Below are 26656 nucleotides of genomic sequence, written 5' to 3'. Positions count from 1 at the left end.
AGTCGAATGAATAAGCCGATCACAAGTCCTTCGCTGCCCCATCTGAGGCAAGCCTCGCTTCCCCAGCCTGATCACCAGCGGTTGGCGGCCGAACGCCAGAGACCGCCACGCATCCTGCTGCTGTATGGCTCACTGCGTCCGCAATCGTTCAGCCGCAAGCTGGCACTGGAGGCCGAGCGCCTGCTGCAGCATCTGGGCTGCGAAACGCGCGTGTTCGATCCACATGCCTTGCCGCTGCTGGACAGCGTGGACAAGGGGCATCCGGAAGTGCAGCGGCTGCGCGAGTGGTCGCACTGGTCGGAAGGGCAGGTGTGGGTCAGCCCGGAGCGGCACGGCACGGTGACCGGCGTGTTCAAGAACCAGATCGACTGGCTGCCACTGGAAGACGGCAGCGTGCGGCCGACCCAGGGCCGGACGCTGGCGGTGATGCAGGTCTGCGGCGGTTCGCAGTCGTTCAACACGGTCAATACGCTGCGGGTACTGGGCCGCTGGATGCGCATGCTGACCATTCCCAACCAGTCGTCGGTGGCCAAGGCCTGGCAGGAGTTCGACGAAGACGGGCGGATGAAGCCTTCGCCCTACTACGATCGTGTGGTGGATGTGGTCGAAGAACTGGTGAAGTTCACGCTGCTCACCCGCGGCCGCGCCGACTACCTCGTGGACCGTTACAGCGAGCGCAAGGGCGATGCGTTGGCGGTGGAGCTGGCGCGGGCGGCGGGAGCGACCGGCGTCTGACTAGAACTTCACGCGCATGCCGCCGTTGACCACGAAACCCTCCAACGGCGCCCAGGCATCCACCGTCCACTGCCCGTCGTCGGCGCGGCGTGGGCGCAGCATCGGGTTGTAGCCGCTCTGTCGCACGTTGAGCAGGTTTTCCAGGTTGAGGAACAGGCTGACCTTGCCCAATACGATTTCACCCAGAGCGCCCAGCTCTACATACGGCCGGCTGCGCTGGCGCCACGGGTTGTCATCCAGTGCCTGGATTCCGGTGTAGTACGCTTCAAGGCCGACCCGGCCCCGGCCATGCTGCTCCCACATCGCGACCAGTCCGGCAGTATGGCGTGGAGTCAGTGCGACCGTCCTGCGGCCAACTCCCTCCACGCCGGGCTCCCGCGCGTCGGTGTAGACGTAGCTGCCGGTCACCGTGACGTCCTGCCAGCGGTAGCGCAGCAACAGTTCGCTGCCACGTGTGCGGGTCATGCCCTGCACATTCACCAGTTGCACGCGCTCGCCGGGCATCGTCGTGGAATCGACCAATCGGACCGCATGATCGATGTTCGATGCGAACAGACTCAGATTCGCTTCCCAGGCACCCTGCGCATAGCCGACATCGATGGCACCGGTGGTCGCCGTCTCGGCACGCAGGCCCTGCAGTGGTTCGAGTCGTGACAATCCTGCAGCCTCGATCTCTTCCACGAAGGGCGTGGGTGCATGGAATCCCTTGCCCAGCGATGCACGCACGGTCCAGTCGCGAGGGCGGAACAGCAGTGACAGGCGCGGGCTCAAGTGGTTGCCATAGGCACTGTGCTCATCCCAGCGTGCGCTGCCGGACAGGATCAGATCATCGAGCAGCGTCTGCTCTGCCTGTACGAATACAGCGGGTACCGTATAGCGGTAGTCGAAGGACTGGAACTGGCGCGAGCGGAAGCGGTCCTGCTGCGCGGCCACGCCAGCCAGCCAATTCGTGTTGCCGAAACCTGAGCCATAGCTCAACTCGGCGAAGCCGGTCTGATGGGTGTCGTTTTCCGGCGATGCGCCGTAGCGGTGCCGATGGCGTGTGGTCATTGCCGAAGCGCGCAGCTGCAGGCGATCGCTTTCACGCATGGGCAGTTCGACCACGGCGCCAGCGTCATAGCGTTCGGTGTGCTGGGTCAATGTGAAGGGCTGCCCATCAGCCACAACCCGGCCGGGCAGGGTGCCGCCCTGGCGGTTTTCCCGGGTAGCACCCGCGGTCAGCAACGCACGCGCGCCGTCCTCCGATTCCCAGAACGCGCGCGGGCGCAGGGTCATGCGTTCGTAGCCAGGCATGTCCGCCCACCCGTCGCCATCCAGGTCCTGCCGATCCTGGCGGTGATAGCCGCCCACCATCGACAGGCCCCAGTGTCCGCCCAACGGGCCGGCCACATAGCCGGTAAGGTCCTGGCCGCCACGGCTGGTGGCATTGAGCAGTACTTCGGCCTCGCGGGTGTCGCGAGGGCGGCGCGAGATCAGGTTGACCACGCCGCCCAGCGCAGCCGGCCCATACAGCGCCGAAGCACTGCCCTTGATGATCTCCACACTTCCCAGATCCGTAGGCGGGATCTGCAGCAGGCCGATGGAAGACGATTGCCCTCCATACAACGGCAGGCCGTCTGCAAGCAGCTGCGTGTAGCGTCCGCGAAGTCCCTGTATGCGGATGTTCGATCCGCCCATGCCAGGCGAGGTGTTCTGCACGCGCACGCCGGCGGTCTCGGCCACCAGCATCGATACGTTGCCGGGCGACATCAGCTGTTTTTCTTCGATCTCTTCCTGCGATACCACGTCCACGCGGATGGGCTCGTCCGACACCCGGCGCCCCGAGCGTGTGGACTGCACCGTCACCGCGTCCAGTTCCACTGCTTCGTCGCCATGGCCTTCATGCGCCGCAGGAGGCTCATGCGCGAAAACGGGGGCGGTGCTGGCAAGGAGTGCAGTAGTGAGTGCCAGGAACAGGGGCGTGGAACGCAGGTGCTGGGGCATGGTGTCGTCAGGGCGGCCAGGCCGCACGGTGGCGAAGTGACCCGGCGTTGTAAACCTTGAAGCAGCTACAAGGTCAAGCTGCCGGCGCGGGCTGCAGGGCTTCCAGTACCCGGCAGTCGGCCACGCGCCCGCCGGGGCAGTTGCCGATCATCCGCTGCAGTTCGCCCTGCAGCGCCTGCAGGTCGGCAATCCTGCGCGCGATGTCGGCAATGTGTGCCTTCACCACGTCATCCACCGAACTGCATTGGTGCTCGCGTTGTTCGCCGAAGGCGATCAGTTCGCGGATCTGCTCGATGGCGAACCCCAGCTCGCGCGCACGGCGCACGAATGCCAGCCGCCGTTGGTCCTGTGCGTCGTAGCAGCGGTAGTTGCCCTGCGAACGCAGCGGCGGCTGCAGCAGGCCGATCTTTTCGTAATAGCGGATGGTCTCTGCCTTGGTGCCTGTCTGGCGGGCCAACTGGCCGATGGTGAGTGGGGCTGTCATGGGCTTGACCTTGTAGGGGCTACAAGGTTGATAAAGGCAGCTCCCTTTCATTTCAAGCCCGGGCACGCCCGGCGGAGCGCCCCCATGGACCAGTGCTGCGGCCACAAGCGCCAGGAGCTGGCATCGATAGCGCTGCACAGCGCCCAGCGGCGGGTGCTGGTGGCGGTGCTGGCAATCAACTTGGCGATGTTCTTCATCGAGTTCGGCGCGGGCGTTGCCGCGCGATCCAGTGCCCTGCAGGCTGACGCGGTCGACATGCTGGGGGATGCCATCGTCTATGGCCTGAGCCTGTGGGCGGTAAACCGGGGCGCGCGCTGGGAAGCGGGCGCGGCGCTGGCCAAGGGCCTGCTGATCCTGGCCTTCTTCGTGTTCATCGTGTTCGAAGTGGCCGGCAAGCTGGTCAACGGCGTGCCACCGTCCAGCACGCTGATGTTGATGTTCGGTGGCATTGCCCTGGCGGCGAACCTCACCTGCCTGGCGCTGCTATGGCGATTCCGCAGGTTGAACATCAACATGAAGAGCACGTTCGAGTGCTCGCGCAATGACGTGGCCGCGAACCTGGGCGTGCTGGTGGCCGCAGGTGGCGTGGCCATGACCGGGCGCGGCTGGCCGGACATTGTCGTCGGTGCGGTGATCGCCCTGTTGTTCCTGAGGTCGGCAGTGGGCGTGATCGCGGAAGCGTGGCCGGCATGGCGGGCAGCACGCCGACAGTGACTCAGTTGCGGTGGTGCCTGCTTGGGCAGATCGCCACCTGTTGGCTGCGCTGATCGATCAGCACCACCGCTTCCTGCAGCGCATGGGCGCCCACCACCGCTTCCGGATAGCGGTCGGACACCCGTACGTGCAACCCCTGCAGTGCCAGGCCGCCAATCAATACGGTGGCATCCAGCCGTGCGCGTCCGCCATCGACCTCGCCGTGACTGAGGGTCAGTCGATCCCCGGTGGTCACTGCGGTACCGGCGGCCTGCCGGAAGAGTGCAGTGGGCAGCACCATCGCGACGTTGGCGCCGGTGTCCAGCTGCGCCTCCGTGCTGACTGCTCCAATCTTCACCGGGATGCGGAAGGCGCGTGAGTAGGCGAGCGCGTCCGGTTGCGCGGGCAGGAGGTCGATGTCGCGGCGGAACTGCAGGCGCCGTTGCGGGTAATCGATGATCAGCACGCCATCAGCGAAGAATCCGCGCGCAAGGATGCCGTCGAACACTGCGTCTTTGGATTGCCGTGCGTTGTAGTCGCGGGTGAGCGCGATGACGTCGCTGTGGCGCAGCCCGCCGAGCGTGAGGGCGTTGATGCGCACCGTATCGGCCCAGGCTGTCTGCACACCGTCGGAGTGGCGGGTGCTGGCGTCCGCGGGTAGCGCCAGTTTCCGCACCAGACGGCTGTCCGCGCGGGCCATGCCGCTGGCGCCGGTATCGATGGCGAAGCGGTACGGGCCGCTGCCGTTGACCTGCACCTGCACATGGATGCGCCCGTCGATGACGTCAAAGGGAACGTCGATGATGCGCTCGCCCGGGCGGGCGGGGAGGGTACAGGTGCTATCCGCCACGGGTGAGGCGAGGGTGGCCACGGGAAGCGTCAGCAGAGTGAGGATGGCGATGGCAGTGCTGCGCCAACGGCGAGTGCCGAGTGCGGTACGGCGATGCGGGGGAATGCGCCTCATGATCCTGTTCCATGGGTGTCCAGGATCTTCTGATGCGTGAGGGATGCAGGCGGTTGCAGGTGTTTCCTGCCCGCCGGCTGCTCCGAAAGCTGTCGCGGTAATCGGCTGGATCTGGAATCCGCGCGGGTGGAAATGTGACGGATGTCGCGGGCCTTGACTTGAACATGTCACCGTAACGGCACTGGCTCGACGGTACTGGCCAAGTACGCCTACGACGCGCTGGGTCGCCTGACCCAGACCCAGGACGGTGCGACCGGCACGCCGATTGAAACCTATGCCTACGACGCCACCGGCAATCGCACCGCGCTGACCACTTCGGCGGGCACTGCCAGCTACACCTATCCCGCAACCAGTCATCGCCTGACTGCGGTGGATGGTGAAGCGCGCAACCATGACGCGGTGGGCAACACCACCAGCATCGGCGGCAAGACGTTCATCTACAACGATGCCAACCGCATGAACGCGGTGAAGCAAGGCAACGCCGTACTGGAAAGCTACGCCTACAACCATCGCGGCGAGCGCGTGCTGCGCACCCCGGCTGGTGGCGCTGCACAGATCACTCTGTATAACGAAGCAGGGCAGTGGCTGGGCAACTACTCGGCCACGGGCCAGGCGCAGCAGCAGGCCATCTGGCTGGACAACTACCCGGTGGCGCTGATCAGCGTGCCAAGCGAAGGTGTGCCGGAGTTGGCCTACATCCAGCCGGACCATCTGGGTACGCCGCGCGTGGTGATCGACCCGGCGCGCGATGTGGCGATCTGGGAGTGGAGCAACAAGAGCGAGGTGTTCGGCAACCAGATTCCGAGTACCGACCCGGACGGCGATGGCGTGGCATTCGAGTTGGCGCTGCGATTCCCGGGCCAACAGGCGACGGATGCGAGTGGGCTGTTCTACAACTATCGGAGGGAATACGACCCGGCAGTGGGGCGGTATACCCAGAGCGATCCAATTGGGTTGATGGGTGGACTGAACTCGTTCGCGTATGGAAGCGGAGATCCCACTGGCCGTGTCGATCCGCTAGGCTTGGCCGATAAAAAATACATACCTCAGGCCGTACCTGTTTCACCGGAGTTGCAGGCGGTCGGAAATCGGCTCCAGAGGCTGGCAAACCAAGCAGCGTCCACCATTGACGCCACCTGTGGATGGCGTTGCTCACTGCCTTGGATACGCGGAACGCTCATCCATAGTGAGTTCAAGCGCCTGGTGGATACCACATGCCCGACGTCTCAGTATGCGACTGAGGTGAGCTACGCTGGCCGTAGGGTTGTTAGGTATGGGTACCCGGGGTCCTCACGGGCGGACGTTGTGTACGGCCCAGTTGATGCACCTCAAGCCATCTTCGATCTGAAGACTGGTTGGGCTTACATCTCCTGGGATCAGTACAATAAGTACGTCAAGAATCTCCCCGAGGGAACTCTCGTGGTGGAACTTAAGCCTGAAGGCCGTTGATAAGATGAACAAGCGATACATTTGCAGCCTTCTGCGGAAAAGGTCCGGCCTGATCGGCGGGTCAAGCGGATATTTTTTCCGAAGTGACTATGACTATGTGGCACAAGGAATTGTTCTGGAGTTCGTCCCAAGGGGGCTCTATGTATGGAATTTTGTATTTCCATTGTTTGACTCCTTTGGGCCGCATCTTTCCTACAGCAGCCGAATCGCGGATCGGCCGTTTATCGGAAGGGATCAAATGGCAGACGATGATGTGGTTGAGAGCATTCTTTCATCGATCGAGCTGCGAAACGTTATTGAAGCGAAGTCTTCAATGACCTTGATGGAATTTGCATCATTTCTTGAGACGCGGGGCTTGAGAGGTGCTCACGCTCATATCAATCATGCAACTGCATTGGCGCTGTTGGGGAAGACGGATCTAGCGCTGAAGTTGCTGAAGGAACTAGTCCCGGCGTTGGATGATCATGATCTGAAACTTTGCGATTCTCTAATAGTGGCCCTGAATCATGGAGTTGAGGCGGTCAAATCGATGCTGGACGTGGTGAAGGAGAAGAATGTTAAGAAGCTGGGCGGGGCCTGATCCAAAGGTTAATCGTCCACTGTTCCCCGGGTAGCCATCAGCCGCCAAGTGCCTGCTGCGTCTCGAACTTTATTGGGGCGGCTCGTCGCTGGAGCGGTGGCGCTGTCTTGGGTTCTAGAACATCTCGATGTGCAGGGCGACGTTTGCGCGTGTCTCGTCGTGATTGCTTTAGATCCTCTGCTTTGTATGTTCCCGCTACTGTCGCTGGAAGAAGTTCTCCATCGATGCGTTGTCATGGCTGTTTCCTATCCGGCTCATGCTGCACAGGATGTCTGCTCGCGCAGAACGCTCTGCCAGTTTTACTGGGTGAAGAGCGAATTGAGTTCGCCAGGGTTGACGATAACGAGCCGGGACTTGCTGATCTTCTTGATCGTTGGAAGGCGGTCGGCTATCCGCTGTCCGGCCTGAAGTGTTTCCGTCTCGAAACCAGCTCGACCGGAAGCGTCATTCTCATCTACGCCAGGACATGGCAGATCGAGCATCCGCCGATGGCGGATGCAGTGCCCTGAAGGACATCCCGTGCCCAGATTCCTCACCCCCGACGAGGTCTCCCTCATCCACAGGCTGCTGCCCGAGACGACCGAGCTGTCCGAACGGTTGTTGAAGGATCTGGCGCTCGCCCAGGTGGAGGACGTGGAGGTCGTCGGATTCGGGGGCGTGGTGTTCCTGTCCAGCACGACCCAGCTCTTCGGCAGTGACATTGCCACGGCCATGCTTGCCGATGCTGACGGCGTGCCGGTGAGAGTCACCCTGTGCCTGGATAATCACGATCAGCTCTTCGAACTGGAGCTGTGGAAGGTGGACTTCTCGCCGATCATCGGCGTCGATCTGAGAAGCGCTTTCAGCGAGCATTGACGCCTGTTGAAAGCGGTCCTCGCTGAAGGCCGTGGCGCATGGCATTCACCCTTCGGGCTGCAACCGCCCCACCGCCTGCGCGCACAACGACTGGCAGGCCATGACCAACCCCTCCATCACCCGGTCGCCCACGTATTGCCCGGGTTCGCCGTTCTGGCGGGTGCGCTCCGCCGCCAACAGCATTTCCAGCACCACCCGCAATCCACTCAACGCGCAATCGGCATCGGCCAGGGCCAGGCAGCGCCCGGGCAGCTGATGCCGCTCCGGCCAGGGTTGGCCATCGGCCGCCGCACCGACGCCGATGCGATGGAGGTTGGCAATGAAGGTGTTCCTGTCCACTGCGGGCACAGCCTGTGGCGAACCGTCGTCGTGGGCGGCGCTGCGGTAGGCGTGCAGATGCGGGAAGTCCGATTCGTTCATGGCAAGGCTCCGTGCAGGGCAATCGGTAGCCGCCACTCATAAAAGTGGCGGACGGTACGTGGTTCGAACACCGGGTTGATGTCAGTCCGGCGGGCCCGAAGGCCCCCACGCACCGCCCGCCATAGCCGGCAGACGGATTGCCAGCCGGCGCCACGCTGAGGTGACGCCGGCTGGCAAGCGCATACATCAACATCAACTCGGGTGTTCGAAGCCCGGCCACCCTTTTCCGGTGGCACGCCATCTGAGCCCCTGGCGCTGTGCAATGCCAATCAGAAGAGTTGCAAACATCGCTCGATTGGAGACGCTTTCGGCATTCTCCCACGCTGTTAAGCACTGCCAGCGCGGGCTGGCGCGGTGATCCGCCCGCACCGTGCAATCTGCGACAGGTGTCGAGGTTGGGCGAGGAAAGGAAGCGGGTGGGGAGGGGCGATGGCGACAGGCTCTGCGGGAGGGAGCCTGAGTCGAGCCTGGCGGGGCCCCACCGGCGCCAAAGCGTGACGTGCGACTCGGGTTGACGTTCCCAGCCACCAAGCGCAGGCTTGTTCAGCACGTTTCCTAACCAGAAGGAGACTTATGACCGCGACCGCTTCGCTGCACCCAACCCCCGACACCCAAGGCCGTTCGCGCCTCTGGAGTGTGTTCTGGCTGCAGGGCGTGATTCCCAGCAACATTCTGTGGGCGGTCGCCCTCTGGGCGCTGGTCAACCAGCGCACCACGCTGCTGCTGGGGGTATTTGCCGTGCTGCTGCTCTATACCGGCTGGATCATCCCGGCGGTCTGGCGGGCGGCGCCGACCGCGCGCACCCCCAACCTGGGCGTAGCGGCGCGTGGGCTGACCGTCGCCTGGGGGCTGAACACCGTCCTGGTGATCTTCTTCTTGACCCTGCAGCTGGTGGCTCAATAGAACTGAACAGGCTCGCCGCCCCGGTCGAAGGCGGCGAAGCGGCCGATCTGACCGTCATGGATGGCGTTGACCATCAGCTGCAGCGGGCGCGCGGCTTCGTCGCTGTTGGGCGCGAAACCGGCGCGGCCGGCCAGCGCCGCCACGAACACCAGGTCCCAGTCGATGCCGGTGGTAGTCGATTCCGTAGCCAGCGCCTGGAAGCTGGGCACCTCGGCCGGCAGCTTGTCCACGCACAGCACCGGCGACAGGGTGCCGCCCTCGCGGCGGTCATGCCGGTCGCGCTGGTCGTCGGTGGGCGATTCGGGCAGCTCGGCGCGCACGAATACGAACAGCAAACGTTGCGGTTCAGCCTGCTGGCCTGCGGCGTGCAGCAGCTGCTGGAAATCGTTCATCATCATGAGGGTTGTCACACGCCCGCTGCACGGAAAGCCGCATGCTGCCACAACGCCTGCCGTGCAGGGCCGAAGACGATTGATTTAAGTCATGCCCATGGAACTGACTGCCGCGTACTCTGGCAATCGTTCCAGCAGACGAGGGTTTCCGGGCCGTTCCGGGCGCCGGCAAGACGGTGGAGCAACAAGGTGGACCAGCCATGAGCCAACTCACCGACGGTTTTGGACGCAGCTTTCCGTACCTGCGCCTGTCGTTGACCGAAGCCTGCAACTTCCGTTGCAGCTACTGCCTGCCCGACGGTTACCAGGCCGATGGCCGCCCGCGCTTCCTGCAGGTGGATGAAATCGCGCGCCTGGTGCGTGCGTTTGCCGCGCTGGGCATGAGCAAGATCCGCCTGACCGGTGGGGAGCCCAGCCTGCGCAAGGATCTGGACGAGATCATCGCCACCGTGGCGGCGGCGCCGGGCATCCGCAAGGTGGCCATCACCACCAATGGCACGTTGCTGCCGCGTCGCCTGCCGGGCTGGCACCGCGCCGGCCTGACCGCGCTGAACGTGAGCATGGACAGCCTGCAGCGCGAACGCTTCAGGACCATCACCGGGCATGACCGCCTGCCGGAGATCGAACAGGGCCTGGCGCTGGCGCAGGCGCTGGGCCTGCCGGCGATCAAGCTCAACGCGGTACTGCTGCGTGGCCTGAACGACGACGAGCTGCCGCAGTGGATGGACTACCTGCGCGACCGCCCCTTCAGCGTGCGCTTCATCGAGCTGATGCGCACCGGCGACAACGAAGCCTATTTCCAGCGCCACCACCTGCGCGCCGACGTGGTGATCGAGCAGCTGCTGGCGGCCGGCTGGCACGAACGGCCGCGCGCCGCCGATGCCGGCCCGGCGCGCGAGTTCGGCCATCCCGACCATCGCGGCAGCATCGGCATCATCGCCCCGTATTCGCGTGACTTCTGCAAGGGCTGCAACCGCCTGCGGGTGACCGCCAAGGGTGATCTTCGGCTGTGCCTGTTCGGCGAGTTCGGCGTGCCGCTGCGCCCGCTGCTGCAGAGCGACGATGACCACGACGCGCTGCTGGCACGCATCACCACACAGCTTGGCCTGAAAGCGGCCGGGCATGGACTGCACCAGGGCCAGACCGGGCTGACCCCGCACCTGGCCTCCATCGGAGGATGAGCAACACGATGAGTGGGGAATTGAATGCGGCCTTCCATATGGCCGATGTCCGCGACAAGCGCATCACCCGCCGCCGCGCGGTGGCGGTGGGCGAGCTGCATGCCGGTCCGGTGGCCTATCCGCTGATCGTCGAGCGCCGCCTGCCCAAGGGCGATGCGCTGGTAATGGCCGAGATTGCCGGCCTGCAGGGCGCCAAGATGGCCTCGATGCTGATGCCGCTGTGCCACCCGCTGCCGCTGGAGCTGGTGCAGGTGTTCTGCGCGGCGGTGCCGGAACGGCAGGCGATCCGCGTGTGGTGCGAGTGCGCCAGCGAGGCGCGCACCGGCGTGGAGATGGAGGCACTGGCCGGCGTCAACGCGGCGCTGCTGACCCTGTACGACCTGAGCAAGCCGGTGGAACCGGCCCTGCGCATCGAAGGCATCCGCCTGCTGTTCAAGGAAGGCGGCAAGCGCGGCGTGTGGCTGCACCCCGACGGCATGGACGATGCCGAGCGCGCGCGCTTCAAGCCGCGTGCGCCGAAGGGCCTGGAGGGCGCGGCCTGCGCGGTGATCACGCTGAGCGATCGCGCCAGCGAGGGCACCTATGAAGATGTGTCTGGCCCGACCCTGGTGAGCGGCCTGAAAAAGCTGGGCGGCGAGGTGGTGGCGGCCGAGGTATTGCCGGATGGCATCGAGCCGTTGGCGGGCCACCTGCAGGCGTTGGCTGCCAAGGGCGTGCGCCTGTGCCTGTGTACCGGCGGTACCGGGCTGGGCCCGCGTGACCTGACCCCGGAGGCGCTGCGTTCCTTGAACGCACGGCCGGTGCATGGCCTGGCGCAGATGGTGCGGGCACTGAGCGCACAGCACACGCCGATGGCCTGGCTGAGCCGCGCCGAGGTGGTGCAACTGGGCAACATGCTGGTGTTCGCATTGCCAGGCAGCCCGAAGGCGGCGGCGCAGTGCCTGGACATCCTGGCGCCGGTACTGGGCCACGCCCTGGCGATGGTCGAGGGGGGTGGCCACTGATGATTGCCTATAGCGAAGCCCTGCAGCACCTGCTGGATGCGGCCACGCCGCTGCCGGCCGAGCGCCTGCCGTTGCATGAGGCCGGCGGCCGCACTCTGGCCAGTGACATCATCAGTGGGCAGTCGCTGCCGCCGTTCGACAATTCTGCGATGGACGGTTTCGCGCTGCGCGCCAACGGCACGACGTTCGAAGCCGGTACCGAATTCGCGGTGCAGGGTTGGCAGGCGGCCGGCGATGCCGGCGCCGAAGGTGGCGAGGGTGCCTGGGAAATCATGACCGGTGCGCGCATGCCGGTTGGGCTGGATACGGTGGTGCCGGTCGAGAACGTGGAGATCCTCGCCAGCGAGGAGGGCCGCCCGACCCGCATCGCCCTGAAGGGCACGGTGAAGCCGGGCCAGAACGTGCGCCTGCGCGGCCAGGATGTACGCGAAGGCGAGCGTGTACTGCAGGCCGGGCAGGTGCTGGACATCAATGCGCGCACCCTGCTGCATGCCATCGGCGTGGGCCAGGTGGCGGTGGTGGCGCGGCCGAAGGCGGCAGTGATCGCTACCGGCAAGGAGTTGGTGACCGAGGCGGCGCAGACGCTGGAATCCGGCCAGATCCGTGACAGCAACCGGCCGTATCTGGTTGGCCGCCTGCAGGCCGCCGGTGCCGAAGTTGTCTGGCAGGGCACGGTGGGTGATGACGTGGCGGCGTTCAATGCGGTGCTGGATGACGCGCTGGCTGCCGGCGCGCAGCTGCTGATCAGCACCGGCGCGGTGTCGGCCGGCCGCTACGATTTCGTTCCCGATGCGCTGCGCGGCCGTGGTGCGCGCATCGTGTTCCACAAGGTGGCGATCCGCCCGGGCAAGCCGCTGCTGTTTGCGGTGCTGCCCAATGGCGCGCTGTATTTCGGCCTGCCCGGCAACCCGGTGTCGGCTGCGGTGGGCCAGCGCTTCTTCGTTGAGCCGGTACTGCGCCGCCTGCTGGGGCTGGCACCGGAGCCGGTGTTGACATTGCCCCTGCAGGCCGACGTGCGCACGCCGCCCGGCCTGCGCTTCCACGCGCGGGCGCGGGTGGAGGTGGACGCACAGGGGCGCCTGAGTGCGCGCGTGCTGGCCGGGCAGGAGTCGTTCCGTTTGATGTCCATGCTGCAGGCCAACGCCTGGGTGGTGCTGGAAGGCGAGGGAGGTCTGGCCAGTGCTGGCACCTACGTGCGCGTGCAGGGCTGGGGTCATCAGGACCCGGTGCAGCTGGCGAGCCAGGAGTCATGATGAGACAGGTCAATCTGCAGTTGTTCGGTGCGTTCTCCGATCTGGATGCCAGCCGCGAGATTGCCGTGGAGGTGGCCGGTGGCACCGTGGCCGACCTGCGCCAGGCGTTGCGCGAGCTGCTGCCGCTGCGTTGGCCCGGTTTCCGCGCGGGCCTGCTGGACTATTCGGCATTCGCCGACCAGCAACGTGTGCTGCGCGACCATGACGCGCTGCCAGACGATGGCCGGGTGGCGATCCTGCCGCCGGTGAGCGGGGGCTGAGCGATGAGCGAGAAGATCATCGCCAAGGTGGTGGACCGCGCGCAGGCGGCGATCGATCCGGCCGAGGGCATCGCTGCGGTGTCCGATCCGGGTTTCGGTGGCATCGATGTGTTCATCGGCAAGGTGCGCGACGTCAACATCGGCCGGCCGGTGACCGGGATCACCTACGACCTGTTCGAACCGTTGGTGTTGAACGAGTTCAAGCGGTTGGCCGCCGAGGTCGAGGCCACGTTTGGTCCGAAGCTGAAGCTGTATGTGGCCCATGCCAAGGGCCGGCTCGGCATTGGCGATGTGGCGGTGGTGGTGGCGGCGGGCAGCCCGCACCGTGACGAGGCGTTCCGGGCCTGCCGGCAGTTGATCGAGGTGGTGAAGCACCAGTGCCCGATCTGGAAGCAGGAGCATTACGAGGACGGCGACAGCGAGTGGAGCGAGGGCTGCAGCCTGTGCCACGCGGACAGCGAGTCCGCACATGCCCATGACCATGCGCACGACCACCACCATGGAGTCCGCTGCAGCCACGCATGGCGTGGCTCTACCACCGAATGTCTGGATGGCCGTGGGGTTCAGTAGATCCACGCCATGCGTGGATGGGGCCGTTCCCGCGTATCCAACCGGCGCAGCCACGCATGGTGTGGCTCTACCATGAATGGAACCATCAACGGCATCGTGCTGGCCGGCGGCCTGTCCAGCCGGATGGGGCGCGACAAGGCGCTGCTGCCGTGGCAGGGGCGCACGCTGCTGGAACACATGCGTGGCCTGCTGCTGCAGGCTGGCGCCGGTCGGGTCTGGGTGAGCGGTGACTATCCGGCCTTCGGTGGCATCCCCGATCAGGTGGCGCGCTGCGGTCCCCTGGGTGGACTGCACAGCGTGATGCAGCAGGTGCCCGACAGCCCGGCCTGGGTGGTAGCGGTGGATACGCCGTTGCTGACGCCACGGCTGCTGCAACGGCTGGCTGCCGAGGGGCAGGGCGCATGCACGATCTTTGACGGGCATCCCTTTCCCATGCGGTTGAATGTGGACAATGCCACTCGTAGCGTGCTGGCCACGATGTTGGATGATGCGGACGGGCCGCGCTCGGTACAGGTCTTCCAGCGCCGCCTGCAGATGCACGCGCTGCTGCTGGAAAGCGTTGACGAAGCCTGCCTGGTCAACTGCAATACCCCCGAACAATGGGAGGATGTTGCGTCATGAAAGTGCAGTTGCAGGACCAATCAGTACGGCTTCGCCTGGATGAGGCCGAACTGGCGCGCCTGCTGGCCGGTGAATCGGTCGAGAACATGACCCGCTTCGGCGGTATCGAGGGCTGGGGCATGGCGGTGTCGCTGCATGGCGGCGAGCAGCCCGTGCTGCTGGACGGGGGCACCTTCTGCCGCCTGGTACTGCCGCGCCCGGCCGTCGAGGCCTTGGCGGCGCGGTTGCCGTGCCGGGAGGGCCTGCCCTTCGACATTGCCCTGGAAGATGGCAGCCAGCTTCAGCTGCAGTTCGATGTGGACGTGCGCGACAGCGTGCGCCAGCGCGGGGTGACCCGCCGCAACACCACTTCACCGGTTTGACATTTGTCAGGGGCACGGCGGAAACCGGCCTCTGATTGATCCAGATCAACCCCGTCGTAGTTGCTGCGCGGCCTAATGGCTGCATGACGACGGGTCACAACTTGAAAGCAATACCCACGTCATTCCACAGCCTTGGAGCCATGTATGACCGTCGGTAGCGATCCTGTTGTCCGCAGCACTGCCCGTCCGGGTCGCGTCATCAGCGACTGGACGCCGGAGGACCCCGGCTACTGGGCGCGCACCGGCAAGCGGGTCGCCACCCGCAACCTGGTCATCTCGATCCCCTCGCTGCTGCTGGCCTTCTCGGTCTGGGTGCTGTTCTCGGCGGTGTCGATCAGCCTGCCGAAGATCGGCTTCAAATTCAGCACCGACCAGTTGTTCTGGCTGGTGGCGCTGCCCAGCCTGTCCGGCGCCACGCTGCGCATCTTCTATTCGTTCGTGATTCCGATCTTCGGTGGCCGCCGCTGGACCGCGCTGTCCACGGCCTCGCTGCTGGCGCCGACGCTCTGGCTCGGCTTTGCGGTACAGAACCCGGCCACGCCGTACGGGGTGTTCGTGGCCATCGCGATCCTGTGCGGGTTCGGTGGCGCGAATTTCTCGTCGTCGATGTCCAACATCTCCTTCTTCTACCCCAAGCAGAAGCAGGGCCTGGCGCTGGGCCTGAACGCCGGCCTGGGCAACGTGGGCGTGTCGGTGGCGCAGGCGGTGATCCCGCTGGTCATCACCGTGGGTGTGTTCGGTGCGCTGGGTGGTGCACCGTTGCCCACGGTGGAGGGTGGGGCGCCGTTGTTCCTGCAGAACGCCGGCTTCATCTGGGTGCCGGCGATTGCGCTGTGTGCCATCGCGGCCTGGTTCGGCATGAACGACCTGACCAGCGCCCGCTCGTCGTTCTCCGAGCAGGCGGTGATCTTCCGCCGCAAGCACAACTGGCTGATGTGCTGGTTGTACATCGGCACCTTCGGTTCCTACATCGGTTTCTCGGCCGGCTTCCCGATGCTGGTGAAGAGCCAGTTCCCGGAGGTGAACCCGCTGGCCTACGCCTTCATCGGCCCGCTGCTGGGCGCATTGATGCGCTCGGTGGGTGGCAGCATGGCCGACCGCTGGGGCGGCGCACGCCTGACCTTCTGGGTGTTCGCGCTGATGATCGCGGCCGTGTTCGGCGTACTGCACTTCCTGCCCAGCCACGGCCAGGGCGGCAACTTCCATGGCTTCCTGCTCAGCTTCATGGCGCTGTTCGTGCTCAGTGGCATCGGCAACGGCACCACCTTCCGCATGATCCCGGTGATCTTCCGCACCCTGCATGAGCGCTGGTCGGCCAACGACAACGCCGAGGGCAAGGCTGCTGCTGCCCACCAGGCCAGCATCGAGTCGGCCGCGGTGGTCGGCTTCTCCGGTGCGATCGGTGCCTACGGCGGCTTCTTCATTCCCAAGAGCTACGGCTCGTCCATCACCTTGACCGGCAGCCCCGACATGGCGCTGTACGGATTCGTTGTTTTCTACGTCACCTGCCTGGCCGTGACCTGGTGGTGGTACTACCGGCGCGGTGCCGAGACACCCTGCTGACGACATGAAAACGCACCGCAGCCAGATGACACACACAGCCACGATGCCGATGTCCGCAAAGGGAGACCCCCGATGAGTTATTTCCTCGATCGCTTGCAGTTCTTCAAGCGTGACCCCCAGACCTTTGCCGATGGCCACGGATTCGCCAAGAGCGAAGGCCGTGACTGGGAAAACAGTTACCGCGCCCGCTGGCAGTACGACAAGATCGTGCGTTCCACCCACGGCGTGAACTGCACGGGTTCGTGCAGCTGGAAGATCTACGTCAAGAACGGCCTGGTCACCTGGGAAACCCAGCAGACCGACTACCCGCGCACGCGCCCGGACCTGCCCAACCACGAACCGCGTGGCTGCCCGCGTGGCGCCAGCTATTCCTGGTACCTGTACAGCGCCAACCGGCTGAAGTACCCGCTGATCCGCGGCACGCTGTTGCGCCTGTGGCGCGAAGCGCGCAAGAGCAAGGCGCCGGTCGATGCCTGGGCCGGCATCGTGGAGGACAAGGAGAAGGCGCGCTCGTACAAGACCCGCCGCGGCATGGGCGGCTTCGTGCGCCTGCAGTGGGAAGAGGCCAACGAGATCATCGCCGCCTCCAACCTGTACACGGTGAAGCAGTATGGCCCGGACCGCGTGGTCGGCTTCTCGCCGATTCCGGCGATGTCGATGGTGTCCTACGCCGCCGGCGCGCGTTACCTGTCGCTGCTGGGCGGCGCCTGCCTGTCCTTCTACGACTGGTACTGCGATCTGCCGCCGGCCTCGCCACAGATCTGGGGCGAGCAGACCGATGTGCCCGAGTCGGCCGACTGGTACAACAGCCGCTACATCATCGCCTGGGGCTCGAACGTGCCGCAGACGCGCACGCCCGATGCGCACTTCTTCACCGAGGCGCGCTACAACGGCACCAAGACGGTGGCGATCTGCCCGGACTATTCCGAGCTGGCCAAGCTGACCGACCACTGGCTGCACCCCAAGCAGGGCACCGATGCGGCACTGGCCTTCGCCTTCGGCCATGTGATCCTGCGCGAGTTCCACGTCGATTCGCCCTCGCAGTACTTCCAGGACTACTGCCGCCAGTACTCGGACATGCCGATGCTGGTGCGCCTGGAACGCCGCGACGACGGCCGCCTGGTGCCGGGCCGTTTCCTGCGCGCCAGTGAACTGGGAGGGCTGGGCGAAGCCAACAACCCGGACTGGAAGACGCTGGCCTATGACGAGACCAGCGGCCAGATCGTGGTGCCCAACGGCTCGATCGGCTTCCGCTGGGGCGAGAAGGGCAAGTGGAACATCGAGGAGAAGGAAAGCAAGGGCGCCGATACACGCCTGCGCCTGAGCCTGGCCGATGGCCATGAGGGCATCGAAGCGGTGAGCTTCCCGTACTTCGGTGGCATCGAGACCGATGGCTGGACCGCGGCGCCGGCCGACGACGTGCTTGAGCGCAACATCCCGGTGCGTCGCCTGGCGCTGGCCGACGGTGGCGAGACCCTGGTGGCCACGGTCTACGACCTGCTGCTGGCCCAGTACGGCGTGGACCGTGGCTTTGGTGGCGGTAACGTGGCATCGAGCTTCGACGACATGGTGCCGGGCACCCCGGCGTGGCAGGAGCGCATCACCGGCGTGCCGCGCGCCGAGGTGATCGAGATCGCCCGCGAGTTCGCGCGTACCGCCGACAAGACCCACGGCCGCTCGATGATCATCGTCGGCGCGGGCATGAACCATTGGTTCCACAACGACATGAACTACCGCGGCCTGATCAACATGCTGATCATGTGCGGTTGCGTGGGCCAGACCGGTGGCGGCTGGGCCCACTACGTGGGACAGGAGAAGCTGCGCCCGCAGACCGGCTGGCAGCCACTGGCGTTCGGCCTGGACTGGAGCCGCCCGCCGCGCCACATGAACGGCACCTCGTTCTTCTACTTCAACACCGGGCAGTGGCGCTACGAGAAGCTGCAGGTGGACGAACTGCTGTCGCCGCTGGCGGATGCGAGCAAGTACAGCGGCAGCCTGGCCGACCTGAACCTGCGCGCGGTGCGCATGGGCTGGTTGCCGTGTGCCCCGCAGCTGGACCGCAACCCGCTGCAGTTGGCGCGCGAGGCCGAAGCGGCCGGCGTGGCCCCGGCCGACTACGCGCTGGGCAAGTTCAAGGACGGCTCGCTGGACTTCGCGTTTGCCGATCCAGATGCACAGCAGAACCACCCGCGCATGATGTTCATCTGGCGCTCGAACCTGCTGGGGTCGTCGGGCAAGGGCCACGAGTACATGCTGCGGCATCTGCTGGGCACGCGTCATGGCCTGCAGGGCAAGGACCTGGGCGAGATGGGGGCGATCAAGCCGGAGGAAGTGACGTGGCGTGACGAGGCACCGGAAGGCAAGCTGGACCTGCTGGTCACGCTCGACTTCCGCATGTGCACCACCGCGCTGTACTCGGACATCGTGCTGCCGACCGCGACCTGGTACGAGAAGGACGACCTCAACACCTCGGACATGCACCCGTTCATCCACCCGCTGTCGAAGGCGGTGGACCCGGCCTGGGAATCGCGCAGCGACTGGGAGATCTTCAAGGAGGTCGCCCGCACGGTGAGCGAGATGGCGCCAGGCGTGCTGGGCGTGGAGAAGGACCTGGTGCTGGTGCCGACCCTGCACGACACCCCCAACGAGCTGGGCATGCCGTTCGGCGTGGCCGACTGGAAGAAGGGCGAGTGCGAGGCCATCCCGGGCCAGACCATGCCGTCGATGACGGTGGTGGAACGCGACTACCCGAACCTGTACCGCAAGTTCACCTCGCTGGGCCCGCTGCTGGACAAGCTGGGCAACGGCGGCAAGGGCATGAGCTGGGACACGAAGCACGAAGTCGAATTCCTCGGCAAGCTCAACCACACCGTGCACGACGCGGGCGTGAGCCAGGGCCGCCCGGCTATTTCGACCGCGATCGACGCGGCCGAAGTGATCCTGCACCTGGCACCGGAAACCAATGGCCACGTCGCAGTGAAGGCCTGGGAATCGCTGGGCACCTTCACTGGCCGCGAGCACACCCACCTGGCGGTGGGCAAGGAGCACGAGGCGATCCGCTTCCGTGACATCCAGGCACAGCCGCGCAAGATCATTTCCTCGCCGATCTGGTCGGGCCTGGAAGACGACAACGTCAGCTACAACGCCGGCTATACCAACGTGCACGAGCTGATTCCGTGGCGCACGGTGACCGGCCGGCAGCAGTTCTACCAGGACCACGAGTGGATGATCGACTTCGGCGAGGCCTTCATGGGCTACCGGCCGCCGGTCAACACGCGCACGGTGGAGCCGCTGCTGAACCAGCGCCCGAACGGCAACAAGGAGATCGTGCTGAACTGGATCACGCCACACCAGAAGTGGGGCATCCACAGCACCTACAGCGACAACCTGATCATGCAGACGCTGTCGCGCGGTGGCCCGATCGTGTGGATCAGCGAGGACGACGCGCGCAGCGCCGGCATCGTCGACAACGACTGGATCGAGCTGTTCAACGTCAACGGTGCGATTGCCGCGCGTGCGGTGGTCAGCCAGCGCGTGATGCCGGGCATGGCGATGATGTACCACGCCCAGGAACGCATCATCAACGTGCCGGGCTCGGAGATTTCCGGGACCCGCGGTGGCATCCACAACTCGGTGACCCGCATCGTGCTCAAGCCCACCCACATGATCGGCGGCTACGCGCAGTTGGCGTACGGCTTCAACTATTACGGCACCTGCGGTACCAACCGCGACGAGTTCGTGATCGTGCGCAAGATGGACAAGATCGATTGGCTGGACGATGAACAGCCCGCTGGTGCTTCGGCATCGGCCAGCAAGGAGGTGGTGTGATGAAGGTCCGTGCACAGATCGCGATGGTGCTGAACCTGGACAAGTGCATCGGCTGCCATACCTGCTCGATCACCTGCAAGAACGTCTGGACCTCGCGCGAGGGTGTCGAGTACGCCTGGTTCAACAACGTGGAAACCAAGCCGGGTATCGGCTACCCGAAGGAATGGGAGAACCAGGACAAGTGGAACGGCGGCTGGGTACGCACCCGCGCCGGCAAGCTGGTGCCGCGCGCCGGTGGCCGCTGGCGCATGCTGGCGAAGATCTTCGCCAATCCGGACCTGCCGCAGATCGACGACTACTACGAGCCATTCGATTTCGACTACCAGAACCTGCACACCGCCAAGGACAGCCAGCACCAGCCCACCGCGCGGCCGCGCTCTCTGATCAGTGGCGAGCGCATGCAGAAGATCGAGTGGGGCCCGAACTGGGAGGAGATCCTCGGCTCGGAGTTCAGCAAGCGCTCGCGCGACTACAACTTCGACCAGGTCCAGAAGGAGATCTACGGCGCCTTCGAGAAGACCTTCATGATGTACCTGCCGCGCCTGTGCGAGCACTGCCTGAACCCGGCGTGCGTGTCGGCGTGCCCCTCGGGTGCGATCTACAAGCGCGAGGAAGATGGCATCGTGCTGATCGATCAGGACAAGTGCCGCGGCTGGCGCATGTGCGTGTCGGCCTGCCCGTACAAGAAGATCTACTACAACTGGAAGAGCGGCAAGTCCGAGAAGTGCATCTTCTGCTACCCGCGCATCGAGATGGGTGAGCCGACGGTGTGCTCGGAGACCTGCGTGGGCCGCATCCGCTACCTGGGCGTGATGCTGTACGACGCCGACCGCATCGCCGAGGCCGCTTCGGTGGCCGCCGAAAAGGACCTTTACCAGGCCCACCTGGATATCTTCCTGGACCCGAACGATCCGGCGGTGATCGCCGCCGCGCGCAAGGAGGGCATCCCGGACAGCTGGCTGGATGCGGCCAAGCAGTCGCCGGTGTACAAGCTGGCGATCGACTGGAAGCTGGCGCTGCCGCTGCACCCGGAATACCGCACGTTGCCGATGGTCTGGTACGTGCCGCCGCTGTCGCCGATCCAGTCCGCCGCCGAACGTGGCCGCGTGGGCATGAGCGGCGAGCTGCCGGACGTGGCTTCGCTGCGTATTCCGATGCGTTACCTGGCCAACCTGCTGACGGCCGGTGACGAGGCGCCGGTGGTGCGTGCGCTGGAGCGGCTGATGGCGATGCGTGCCTGGCGCCGGGCCAAGAACGTGGACGGCGTGGAAGACACCGCCGTGCTGGAACAGACCGGACTGAGCATCGCCCAGGTGGAAGAGATGTACCGCTACCTGGCCATTGCCAACTACGAGGACCGTTTCGTGATTCCGACCGGCCACCGCGAGTACGCCAACGATGCCTTCGGCGAGCGTGGCGGCTGCGGCTTCACCTTCGGCAACGGCTGCAATGGTGACAGCCCGGCCGACCTGTTCGGCCAGCGCAAGAGCACCACCTTCGTGGTGGACAAGGGCCCGAACCACCGCCGCAAGGAGGTGGTGTGATGAGCGTGCTCAAGCTGGTCGGGGTGCTGCTGGACTACCCCCGCGAGGAACTGTGGGAGCACGGCGAGGAACTGCTCGCCGCCTGCGACGACCCGGCGCTGAATGCCGCCCGCCGCCAGCAGTTGCGCAGCTTCGTGCAGCAGCTGCTGGACACCGATGCGCTGGATGCGCAGGCGGCGTGGCTGGCCAGTTTCGACCGTGGCCGCTCGATGAGCCTGCTGCTGTTCGAACACATCCATGGCGAATCGCGCGACCGCGGCCAGGCCATGGTCGATCTGGTCGAGACCTACCGCCGCAACGGCTTCGAACTGGATGCGCGCGAGTTGCCGGACTACCTGCCGCTGCTGCTGGAGTTCCTGGCCCATCGCCCCGGCAGCGAGGCCCGCGAGTGGCTGCACCACATCGGCCATATCGCCGGGATGCTGGCGGCGCGTGCCGCCGAGCGTGAGCTGCCGCACCGGGTGCTGTTCGAGATCCTGGTCGAAGCCGGCGACGGCAAGGCCGATCTGCAGGCGCTGCGCCAGCGTGCCAGCGAGGAAGTCCGCGACGATACCGCCGAGGCCATGGACCGCTTGTGGGAGGAGGAGGCGGTGCGCTTCGGCGCCGAAGCCCCTGCCGAAGACTGCAAGCCGCCCGTGCGTTCACCGGCCCGTCCTTCGCATCGAGAGGTCCAGCCATGAGTTACTCCCTGCATCAATTCGCCTTCCAGTACTACCCGTACATCGCCGTGGCGGTGCTGCTGATCGGCAGCTGGGCCCGCTACGACAAGGCCATGTACACCTGGCGCACCGGCTCCAGCCAGATGCTGTCGGACAAGGGCATGCGGATCGGCAGCAACTGCTTCCACATCGGCATCCTGGCCATCCTCGGTGGCCACCTGGTCGGCCTGCTGACCCCGCATGCGGTGTACGAGCACTTCATCACCTCGTCGCAGAAGCAGATGCTGGCGATGGTGGTCGGCGGTGTGTTCGGCGCGCTGTGCTTCATCGGCATCAGCATCCTGCTGGTGCGCCGGCTGTTCAATGCGCGGGTACGGGCCACCGGCAGCTTCGGTGACACGCTGGTGCTGGTGCTGCTGTTCGCACAGTTGTGCCTGGGCCTGTACAGCATCCGCATCTCGTCCGGCCACCTGGATGGTGGGGTGATGGTGCAGCTGGCCGAATGGGCGCAGCACATCGTGACCTTCCGCGCCGGTGCCGCCGACTACATCGAGGGTGTCAGCTGGGTCTACAAGATGCACATCTTCCTGGGCCTGACCCTGTTCCTGATCGCGCCGTTCACCCGTCTGGTGCACGTGTGGAGCATCCCGATCAGCTATCTGTGGCGGCCCTACCAGGTGGTGCGCCGTCGCCAGGCCACGCTGCGCTACGGTCCGCGGGAGTAAACCATGGGCAGCCTGCCGAAGTTCCTGCCGATCACCGTGATCGACTCCGCCGCACCGGTGCCTGCCGAGGCGCATTCGCACCACCACGACGCGGCAGAGCAGGGGCCGCGCTCGCTCGGGCAGCCGGCGCCGTGCCGGCTGTTCGTGGACGAGACCGCAATCAGCGAGGCCGACATCGCCCGTGAGATGCAGCACCATCGGGCGATGCGCCCGGAACAGTCACGCGCCGAAGCGGCGCGTGCACTGGTGGTGCGCGAGCTGCTGCGCCTGGAAGCGCAGCGGCTGGGCCTGCAGGCGCCGGAGGGCGGCCGGGTCAGCGATGAAGAGGTGCTGATCCAGCAGTTGCTGGAAGACGCGATCGAAGACCGCGTGCCGACCGACGAGGACTGCCGCCGCTACTTCGAGCAGAATCCGGAGCGCTTCCGCTCGCCCGATCGCGTGCGCCTGCGCCATATCCTGCTGGCCGCGCCGGCCGACGACGTGGCCGGGCGCTTCGCTGCACGCACTGAGGGCGAGCGATTGGTCAGCCGGCTGAAGGAGTCGCCGCACCTGTTCGCCGATTTCGCCCTGCGCCATTCGCGCTGCCCGTCCAGCAGCGAAGGCGGCGACCTGGGCTGGTTGCAGCGCGGGCAGACCACGCCGGAGTTCGATCGCCAGGTGTTCCGCCTGCGCGAGGGACTGGCCGGTTTCCCGGTGGAATCGCGCTGGGGCTATCACGTGGTCTGCGTCGATGCCCGCGAGGAAGGCCAGCCGCAGCCATTCGAGGTGGTGCTGCCGCAGCTGCGTGACTATCTGGAACTGCAGGTGCGCCAGCGCGAGGTGCAGGCTTACCTGCTGCAGCTGCAGGAACGCTACCCGGTGCGCGGGCTGGATGAGATCGAAGCCGAAGCGGATATCGGCTGACCCCCATTGAACGAGGAAACCCCATGAACCAGGCCCTTGCCCCCGCCAGTGCCGGGCAGCAGCAACGTGCGCTGTGGCTGAGCACGTTTGCCTTCACCGTGTGCTTCGCGGTGTGGATGATCTTTTCGATCATCGGCATCCAGATCAGTCAACAGCTCGGATTGAATGACACCCAGTTCGGCCTTTTGATCGCCACGCCGGTGCTGACCGGTTCGGTCAGCCGGGTCTTCCTCGGCATCTGGTCCGACCAGTTCGGTGGCCGCAAGGTGATGGTGCTGGTGATGCTGTGTGGCGCTGTGGCTACCTGGATGCTGACCTACGCGCAGACCTACACCCAGTTCCTGATCGCCGCGCTGTGCGTGGGCATCGCCGGTGGCAACTTCTCGGTGGGCGTGGCCTACGTCTCGAAGTGGTTCCCGGCCAGCAAGCAGGGCACTGCGCTGGGCATCTTCGGTGCCGGCAACATCGGCTCGGCGGTGACCAAGCTGCTGGCGCCGCTGGTGATGGTGGCCGCGGGTTGGACCATGGTTGCCAAGGTCTGGGCGGTCGCGCTGGCGGTCACGGCGGTGCTTTTCTTCCTCTTCAGCAAGGAAGACCCGTCGCTGGAACAGCGCCGCCGCGAAGGCGTGAAGCCGGTGCCGTTCGCCGAGCAGATGGCGCCGCTGAAGAACCTGCAGGTGTGGCGGTTCTCGCTGTACTACTTCTTCGTGTTCGGTGGCTTCGTGGCGCTGGCGCTGTGGCTGCCGCACTACCTGGTGGGCGCTTACGGCATGGACGTGGGCCACGCCGGCATGCTGGCGGCGTGCTACTCGATCCCGGCCAGCCTGTTCCGCATGGTCGGTGGCTGGATGTCAGACCGGATGGGCGCGCGGCGGGTGATGTACTGGACCTTCGGCGTATCGGCCATCTGCACGTTCCTGCTGGCCTACCCGGATACCGAGTATGTGGTGCAGGGCATCCATGGCCCGATCCACTTCCATCTGGCGATCGGCGTGGTGATGTTCACCGTGCTGGTGTTCGTGCTGGGCTTCTTCATGTCGCTGGGCAAGGCCGCGGTCTACAAGCATATTCCGGTGTACTACCCGCAGCATGTGGGTGCGGTAGGCGGCGTGGTCGGCATGATCGGCGGCCTGGGTGGGTTCATCCTGCCGATCGTGTTCGGCGCGTTGAACGATGCGGTGGGCATCTGGAGCAGCTGCTTCATGCTGCTGTTCGTGCTGGTGGCGGCCGCACTGGCGTGGATGCATTTTGCGATCCGTCGGATGGAACGCCGCCACTTCCCGCAGATCGACCGCGAAACCGATCTGCCCGAAGCCATCGATGCGGCCGCCGCCGAGCGGGTACGCGGCAGGTGAACGGGGCTGCCGGCCAGCGGCCGGCACTACCAATGCGGTGAGCCACGCGGCGCCTGGTAGTGCCGGCCGCTGGCCGGCAGGAACCCATCGATGCGCCACGCTTGATTTCAATCAGGGCCACGCGAAGAGGAACGCCCGAAGATGTGTGCCATGAGCTTCCACGTCGATGAGAGTGAGGACACTGCGCTGCAGGCGGCATTGCTGCGGCAGCCCCGGCACGTGCTGTTCCCGCCGGCTGACCAGTTCAGCACCGGCTTTGGCGAAAGCGGCTGGCGTGCCGCCGTGCGCGCCAGCAACGAACACCTGATCCCGCGCGGCTTGACGCTCGGCTTCCAGGCCGGTCGCGGTGGTCGCGATGTGCCGCCGCAGGCCTATCTGGACACCTTGCTGCTGGCCCTCCGGCTGCAGGCCGATGCCCTGGCCGAGGACCGCGAAGTAGTGGCGATGGTGTTGCAGCTGGGACTGGCCGAGACCTTGCCACCGCCCCAGCTGGGCCAGCTGCTGGACGCCGTGCCGCAGCACCTGCGCACAGTGGCGCGGCCACAGGTGGAGGTGCGGCTGGACGCGGGCAGCGCGCTGGCGCCGGCGCAGCTGCGGGCGGTGGGCTGCACCCGCCTGAACGTGATCGATCGCGCCGATGCACCGGGGCCGACCCTGCTGGCGCAGGCGCGACAGGTGGGCTTTACCGCGCGCTACTACCAGCTGCGCGTGCCCGCCAGTGAGGACACCGGCTTCATCGAGCGTCTGCATGAGGTGCTGGCCGAAGCGCCCGAGCGCATCCTGTTGCCAGCGCCGTGCGCATTGCCACGGGATCCCTCGGCGGCCCACTGGCTGCAGGCCTGGCGCCTGCTGCGCGCGGCCGGTTACGAACCGATCGGTGGTGACCACTACCAGCGCGGCGACCTGCCCAACCCGCATGGGCCGGGTGACGGCCAGCGCCATTGCGACCTGGCGGGTGTGCCACGGCGTGACCGCAGTGATTTCATCGGGCTTGGCCTGTCCGCCTGCAGCCAGATCGGCGAAGTGTTCTACCGGCTGGAGGACGAGCTGGGCGAATGGCGGGCGCGATTGCAGTCCGGACACATGGGCGTGGCCGCGGGCTTGATCCTGTCCGAGGACGAGCGGATGGCGGCCGAGGTGGCACAGAGCATCGCCTGCGACCATGCCCTCGATGCCGCGGCCTTCGAGTGGCGTAATGATGAACCGTTCGAGGAATGCTTCGCCGAACAGCTGCCGGCGCTGTCGCCGTTGCTGGCGCGCGGCTGGGCGCAGTGGGATGCACGCATGCTGCGGCTGGCCGAAGAAGGGCGGTTGCTGTGGCGTATGATGGCCGCATGCTTCCGGCCGGCGGCCGCCATCGCTTGAGTCCT

At 65.7% G+C, this 26656-nt stretch carries 25 protein-coding genes and 2 pseudogenes; 21 read left to right on the top strand and 6 right to left on the bottom strand.

Annotated features, from left to right (window positions below):
- Positions 1 to 6: 6 nt before the first annotated feature.
- Positions 7 to 735, top strand: a complete 729-nt coding sequence (gene arsH, locus ACZLHH_RS13090) for an arsenical resistance protein ArsH (protein ID WP_180844404.1) — start codon at positions 7 to 9, stop codon at positions 733 to 735.
- Here arsH and ACZLHH_RS13085 read toward each other — a convergent pair whose 3' ends face one another.
- Together ACZLHH_RS13085 and ACZLHH_RS13080 are read right to left on the bottom strand one after the other, a co-directional pair.
- A complete protein-coding gene (locus ACZLHH_RS13085) occupies positions 736 to 2718 on the bottom strand; it encodes a TonB-dependent receptor plug domain-containing protein (protein ID WP_180844405.1) in 1983 nt (660 codons plus the stop codon).
- Positions 2719 to 2791: 73 nt separating this feature from the next.
- Positions 2792 to 3202, bottom strand: a complete 411-nt coding sequence (locus tag ACZLHH_RS13080; RefSeq protein WP_180844406.1) for a MerR family transcriptional regulator — start codon at positions 3200 to 3202, stop codon at positions 2792 to 2794.
- 84 nt (positions 3203 to 3286) lie between these two features.
- On the opposite strand from ACZLHH_RS13080, the gene ACZLHH_RS13075 reads away from it, so the two are divergent.
- The gene (locus ACZLHH_RS13075) at positions 3287 to 3916 is read left to right on the top strand and encodes a cation efflux transmembrane domain-containing protein (protein WP_180844407.1); all 630 of its coding nucleotides are present in this window, start codon (positions 3287 to 3289) and stop codon (positions 3914 to 3916) included.
- Between the two features lies 1 nt (position 3917).
- On the opposite strand, the gene ACZLHH_RS13070 is transcribed toward ACZLHH_RS13075, so the two are convergent.
- Complete coding sequence (locus tag ACZLHH_RS13070; protein ID WP_180844408.1) at positions 3918 to 4859, bottom strand: aspartyl protease family protein; 942 nt, start codon at positions 4857 to 4859, stop codon at positions 3918 to 3920.
- A gap of 171 nt (positions 4860 to 5030) precedes the next feature.
- Between ACZLHH_RS13070 and ACZLHH_RS13065 the strand changes: the two are divergent.
- Together ACZLHH_RS13065 and ACZLHH_RS13060 are read left to right on the top strand one after the other, a co-directional pair.
- A pseudogene (locus tag ACZLHH_RS13065) lies at positions 5031 to 6308 on the top strand (RHS repeat-associated core domain-containing protein); the annotation flags it as partial.
- 4 nt (positions 6309 to 6312) lie between these two features.
- Positions 6313 to 6888, top strand: coding sequence for a hypothetical protein (locus ACZLHH_RS13060; RefSeq protein ID WP_229298137.1), 576 nt, complete (start codon positions 6313 to 6315; stop codon positions 6886 to 6888).
- Positions 6889 to 6925: 37 nt separating this feature from the next.
- Here the strand turns inward: ACZLHH_RS13060 and ACZLHH_RS13055 are convergent.
- Positions 6926 to 7187, bottom strand: a pseudogene (locus tag ACZLHH_RS13055) (IS3 family transposase); the annotation flags it as partial.
- 220 nt (positions 7188 to 7407) lie between these two features.
- Between ACZLHH_RS13055 and ACZLHH_RS13050 the strand changes: the two are divergent.
- Positions 7408 to 7743 carry a DUF6984 family protein gene (locus tag ACZLHH_RS13050; RefSeq protein ID WP_101765599.1) on the top strand — a complete coding sequence of 112 codons (336 nt, stop codon included), beginning with the start codon at positions 7408 to 7410 and terminating at the stop codon, positions 7741 to 7743.
- 45 nt (positions 7744 to 7788) lie between these two features.
- Here ACZLHH_RS13050 and ACZLHH_RS13045 read toward each other — a convergent pair whose 3' ends face one another.
- Entirely contained in the window at positions 7789 to 8163 is a 375-nt protein-coding gene (locus tag ACZLHH_RS13045; protein ID WP_180844409.1) for a hypothetical protein, read from the bottom strand.
- A 573-nt stretch (positions 8164 to 8736) separates the two neighbouring features.
- On the opposite strand from ACZLHH_RS13045, the gene ACZLHH_RS13040 reads away from it, so the two are divergent.
- Positions 8737 to 9066, top strand: coding sequence for a hypothetical protein (locus ACZLHH_RS13040; protein ID WP_180844410.1), 330 nt, complete (start codon positions 8737 to 8739; stop codon positions 9064 to 9066).
- Here ACZLHH_RS13040 and ACZLHH_RS13035 read toward each other — a convergent pair.
- Positions 9060 to 9464, bottom strand: a complete 405-nt coding sequence (locus tag ACZLHH_RS13035) for a ribonucleotide reductase subunit alpha (RefSeq protein ID WP_180844450.1) — start codon at positions 9462 to 9464, stop codon at positions 9060 to 9062. The genes ACZLHH_RS13040 and ACZLHH_RS13035 overlap by 7 nt on opposite strands.
- A gap of 194 nt (positions 9465 to 9658) precedes the next feature.
- On the opposite strand from ACZLHH_RS13035, the gene moaA reads away from it, so the two are divergent.
- From moaA to ACZLHH_RS12960, 15 genes are all read left to right on the top strand, one after another.
- Positions 9659 to 10639 carry a GTP 3',8-cyclase MoaA gene (gene moaA / locus ACZLHH_RS13030; RefSeq protein ID WP_049462755.1) on the top strand — a complete coding sequence of 327 codons (981 nt, stop codon included), beginning with the start codon at positions 9659 to 9661 and terminating at the stop codon, positions 10637 to 10639.
- An 8-nt stretch (positions 10640 to 10647) separates the two neighbouring features.
- On the top strand, positions 10648 to 11643 hold the full coding sequence (gene moaCB / locus ACZLHH_RS13025; protein ID WP_180844411.1) for a bifunctional molybdenum cofactor biosynthesis protein MoaC/MoaB: 996 nt from the start codon (positions 10648 to 10650) through the stop codon (positions 11641 to 11643).
- Positions 11643 to 12896 (top strand): molybdopterin molybdotransferase MoeA, encoded by a 1254-nt coding sequence (locus ACZLHH_RS13020; protein WP_180844412.1) that lies wholly within the window; start codon positions 11643 to 11645, stop codon positions 12894 to 12896. Before moaCB ends, ACZLHH_RS13020 begins: the two co-directional genes overlap by 1 nt.
- Entirely contained in the window at positions 12896 to 13156 is a 261-nt protein-coding gene (locus ACZLHH_RS13015) for a MoaD/ThiS family protein (protein ID WP_021204222.1), read from the top strand. The genes ACZLHH_RS13020 and ACZLHH_RS13015 overlap by 1 nt, the downstream gene beginning before the upstream one ends.
- 3 nt (positions 13157 to 13159) lie before the next feature.
- A complete protein-coding gene (locus tag ACZLHH_RS13010; protein ID WP_478478674.1) occupies positions 13160 to 13726 on the top strand; it encodes a molybdenum cofactor biosynthesis protein MoaE in 567 nt (188 codons plus the stop codon).
- Between the two features lie 72 nt (positions 13727 to 13798).
- On the top strand, positions 13799 to 14347 hold the full coding sequence (gene mobA / locus ACZLHH_RS13005) for a molybdenum cofactor guanylyltransferase (RefSeq protein ID WP_180844413.1): 549 nt from the start codon (positions 13799 to 13801) through the stop codon (positions 14345 to 14347).
- Positions 14344 to 14709: a DUF7009 family protein gene (locus tag ACZLHH_RS13000; RefSeq protein WP_180844414.1), complete on the top strand. Its 366-nt coding sequence runs from the start codon at positions 14344 to 14346 to the stop codon at positions 14707 to 14709. Before mobA ends, ACZLHH_RS13000 begins: the two co-directional genes overlap by 4 nt.
- Before the next feature lie 144 nt (positions 14710 to 14853).
- Positions 14854 to 16272 carry a NarK family nitrate/nitrite MFS transporter gene (locus ACZLHH_RS12995; RefSeq protein ID WP_180844415.1) on the top strand — a complete coding sequence of 473 codons (1419 nt, stop codon included), beginning with the start codon at positions 14854 to 14856 and terminating at the stop codon, positions 16270 to 16272.
- Positions 16273 to 16344: 72 nt separating this feature from the next.
- Complete coding sequence (locus ACZLHH_RS12990) at positions 16345 to 20100, top strand: nitrate reductase subunit alpha (protein ID WP_180844416.1); 3756 nt, start codon at positions 16345 to 16347, stop codon at positions 20098 to 20100.
- Positions 20100 to 21644, top strand: a complete 1545-nt coding sequence (gene narH, locus ACZLHH_RS12985; protein ID WP_012511273.1) for a nitrate reductase subunit beta — start codon at positions 20100 to 20102, stop codon at positions 21642 to 21644. Before ACZLHH_RS12990 ends, narH begins: the two co-directional genes overlap by 1 nt.
- The gene (narJ, locus tag ACZLHH_RS12980) at positions 21644 to 22324 is read left to right on the top strand and encodes a nitrate reductase molybdenum cofactor assembly chaperone (protein ID WP_125426476.1); all 681 of its coding nucleotides are present in this window, start codon (positions 21644 to 21646) and stop codon (positions 22322 to 22324) included. The genes narH and narJ overlap by 1 nt, the downstream gene beginning before the upstream one ends.
- Entirely contained in the window at positions 22321 to 23028 is a 708-nt protein-coding gene (gene narI / locus ACZLHH_RS12975) for a respiratory nitrate reductase subunit gamma (protein WP_010485313.1), read from the top strand. Before narJ ends, narI begins: the two co-directional genes overlap by 4 nt.
- A gap of 3 nt (positions 23029 to 23031) precedes the next feature.
- The gene (locus ACZLHH_RS12970; RefSeq protein WP_180844417.1) at positions 23032 to 23931 is read left to right on the top strand and encodes a peptidylprolyl isomerase; all 900 of its coding nucleotides are present in this window, start codon (positions 23032 to 23034) and stop codon (positions 23929 to 23931) included.
- A 23-nt stretch (positions 23932 to 23954) separates the two neighbouring features.
- Positions 23955 to 25286, top strand: coding sequence for an MFS transporter (locus ACZLHH_RS12965; protein WP_180844418.1), 1332 nt, complete (start codon positions 23955 to 23957; stop codon positions 25284 to 25286).
- 150 nt (positions 25287 to 25436) lie between these two features.
- Positions 25437 to 26651, top strand: a complete 1215-nt coding sequence (locus tag ACZLHH_RS12960; protein WP_180844419.1) for an oxygen-independent coproporphyrinogen III oxidase — start codon at positions 25437 to 25439, stop codon at positions 26649 to 26651.
- Positions 26652 to 26656: the final 5 nt, after the last annotated feature.

The sequence above is a fragment of the Stenotrophomonas sp. 28608_Sma genome, assembly GCF_056486185.1.
The sequence above is the reverse complement of the archived record's forward strand: the minus strand, read 5'-3'. Positions and strand labels throughout refer to the sequence as shown.

Coding starts and splice junctions, on each gene's coding strand:
- arsH (WP_180844404.1), top strand. CDS start 7: ATGAATAAGCCGATCACAAGTCCTTCGCTGCCCCATCTGAGGCAAGCC.
- ACZLHH_RS13085 (WP_180844405.1), bottom strand. CDS start 2,718: ATGCCCCAGCACCTGCGTTCCACGCCCCTGTTCCTGGCACTCACTACT.
- ACZLHH_RS13080 (WP_180844406.1), bottom strand. CDS start 3,202: ATGACAGCCCCACTCACCATCGGCCAGTTGGCCCGCCAGACAGGCACC.
- ACZLHH_RS13075 (WP_180844407.1), top strand. CDS start 3,287: ATGGACCAGTGCTGCGGCCACAAGCGCCAGGAGCTGGCATCGATAGCG.
- ACZLHH_RS13070 (WP_180844408.1), bottom strand. CDS start 4,859: ATGAGGCGCATTCCCCCGCATCGCCGTACCGCACTCGGCACTCGCCGT.
- ACZLHH_RS13060 (WP_229298137.1), top strand. CDS start 6,313: ATGAACAAGCGATACATTTGCAGCCTTCTGCGGAAAAGGTCCGGCCTG.
- ACZLHH_RS13045 (WP_180844409.1), bottom strand. CDS start 8,163: ATGAACGAATCGGACTTCCCGCATCTGCACGCCTACCGCAGCGCCGCC.
- ACZLHH_RS13040 (WP_180844410.1), top strand. CDS start 8,737: ATGACCGCGACCGCTTCGCTGCACCCAACCCCCGACACCCAAGGCCGT.
- ACZLHH_RS13035 (WP_180844450.1), bottom strand. CDS start 9,464: ATGATGATGAACGATTTCCAGCAGCTGCTGCACGCCGCAGGCCAGCAG.
- moaA (WP_049462755.1), top strand. CDS start 9,659: ATGAGCCAACTCACCGACGGTTTTGGACGCAGCTTTCCGTACCTGCGC.
- moaCB (WP_180844411.1), top strand. CDS start 10,648: ATGAGTGGGGAATTGAATGCGGCCTTCCATATGGCCGATGTCCGCGAC.
- ACZLHH_RS13020 (WP_180844412.1), top strand. CDS start 11,643: ATGATTGCCTATAGCGAAGCCCTGCAGCACCTGCTGGATGCGGCCACG.
- ACZLHH_RS13015 (WP_021204222.1), top strand. CDS start 12,896: ATGAGACAGGTCAATCTGCAGTTGTTCGGTGCGTTCTCCGATCTGGAT.
- ACZLHH_RS13010 (WP_478478674.1), top strand. CDS start 13,160: ATGAGCGAGAAGATCATCGCCAAGGTGGTGGACCGCGCGCAGGCGGCG.
- mobA (WP_180844413.1), top strand. CDS start 13,799: ATGAATGGAACCATCAACGGCATCGTGCTGGCCGGCGGCCTGTCCAGC.
- ACZLHH_RS13000 (WP_180844414.1), top strand. CDS start 14,344: ATGAAAGTGCAGTTGCAGGACCAATCAGTACGGCTTCGCCTGGATGAG.
- ACZLHH_RS12995 (WP_180844415.1), top strand. CDS start 14,854: ATGACCGTCGGTAGCGATCCTGTTGTCCGCAGCACTGCCCGTCCGGGT.
- ACZLHH_RS12990 (WP_180844416.1), top strand. CDS start 16,345: ATGAGTTATTTCCTCGATCGCTTGCAGTTCTTCAAGCGTGACCCCCAG.
- narH (WP_012511273.1), top strand. CDS start 20,100: ATGAAGGTCCGTGCACAGATCGCGATGGTGCTGAACCTGGACAAGTGC.
- narJ (WP_125426476.1), top strand. CDS start 21,644: ATGAGCGTGCTCAAGCTGGTCGGGGTGCTGCTGGACTACCCCCGCGAG.
- narI (WP_010485313.1), top strand. CDS start 22,321: ATGAGTTACTCCCTGCATCAATTCGCCTTCCAGTACTACCCGTACATC.
- ACZLHH_RS12970 (WP_180844417.1), top strand. CDS start 23,032: ATGGGCAGCCTGCCGAAGTTCCTGCCGATCACCGTGATCGACTCCGCC.
- ACZLHH_RS12965 (WP_180844418.1), top strand. CDS start 23,955: ATGAACCAGGCCCTTGCCCCCGCCAGTGCCGGGCAGCAGCAACGTGCG.
- ACZLHH_RS12960 (WP_180844419.1), top strand. CDS start 25,437: ATGAGCTTCCACGTCGATGAGAGTGAGGACACTGCGCTGCAGGCGGCA.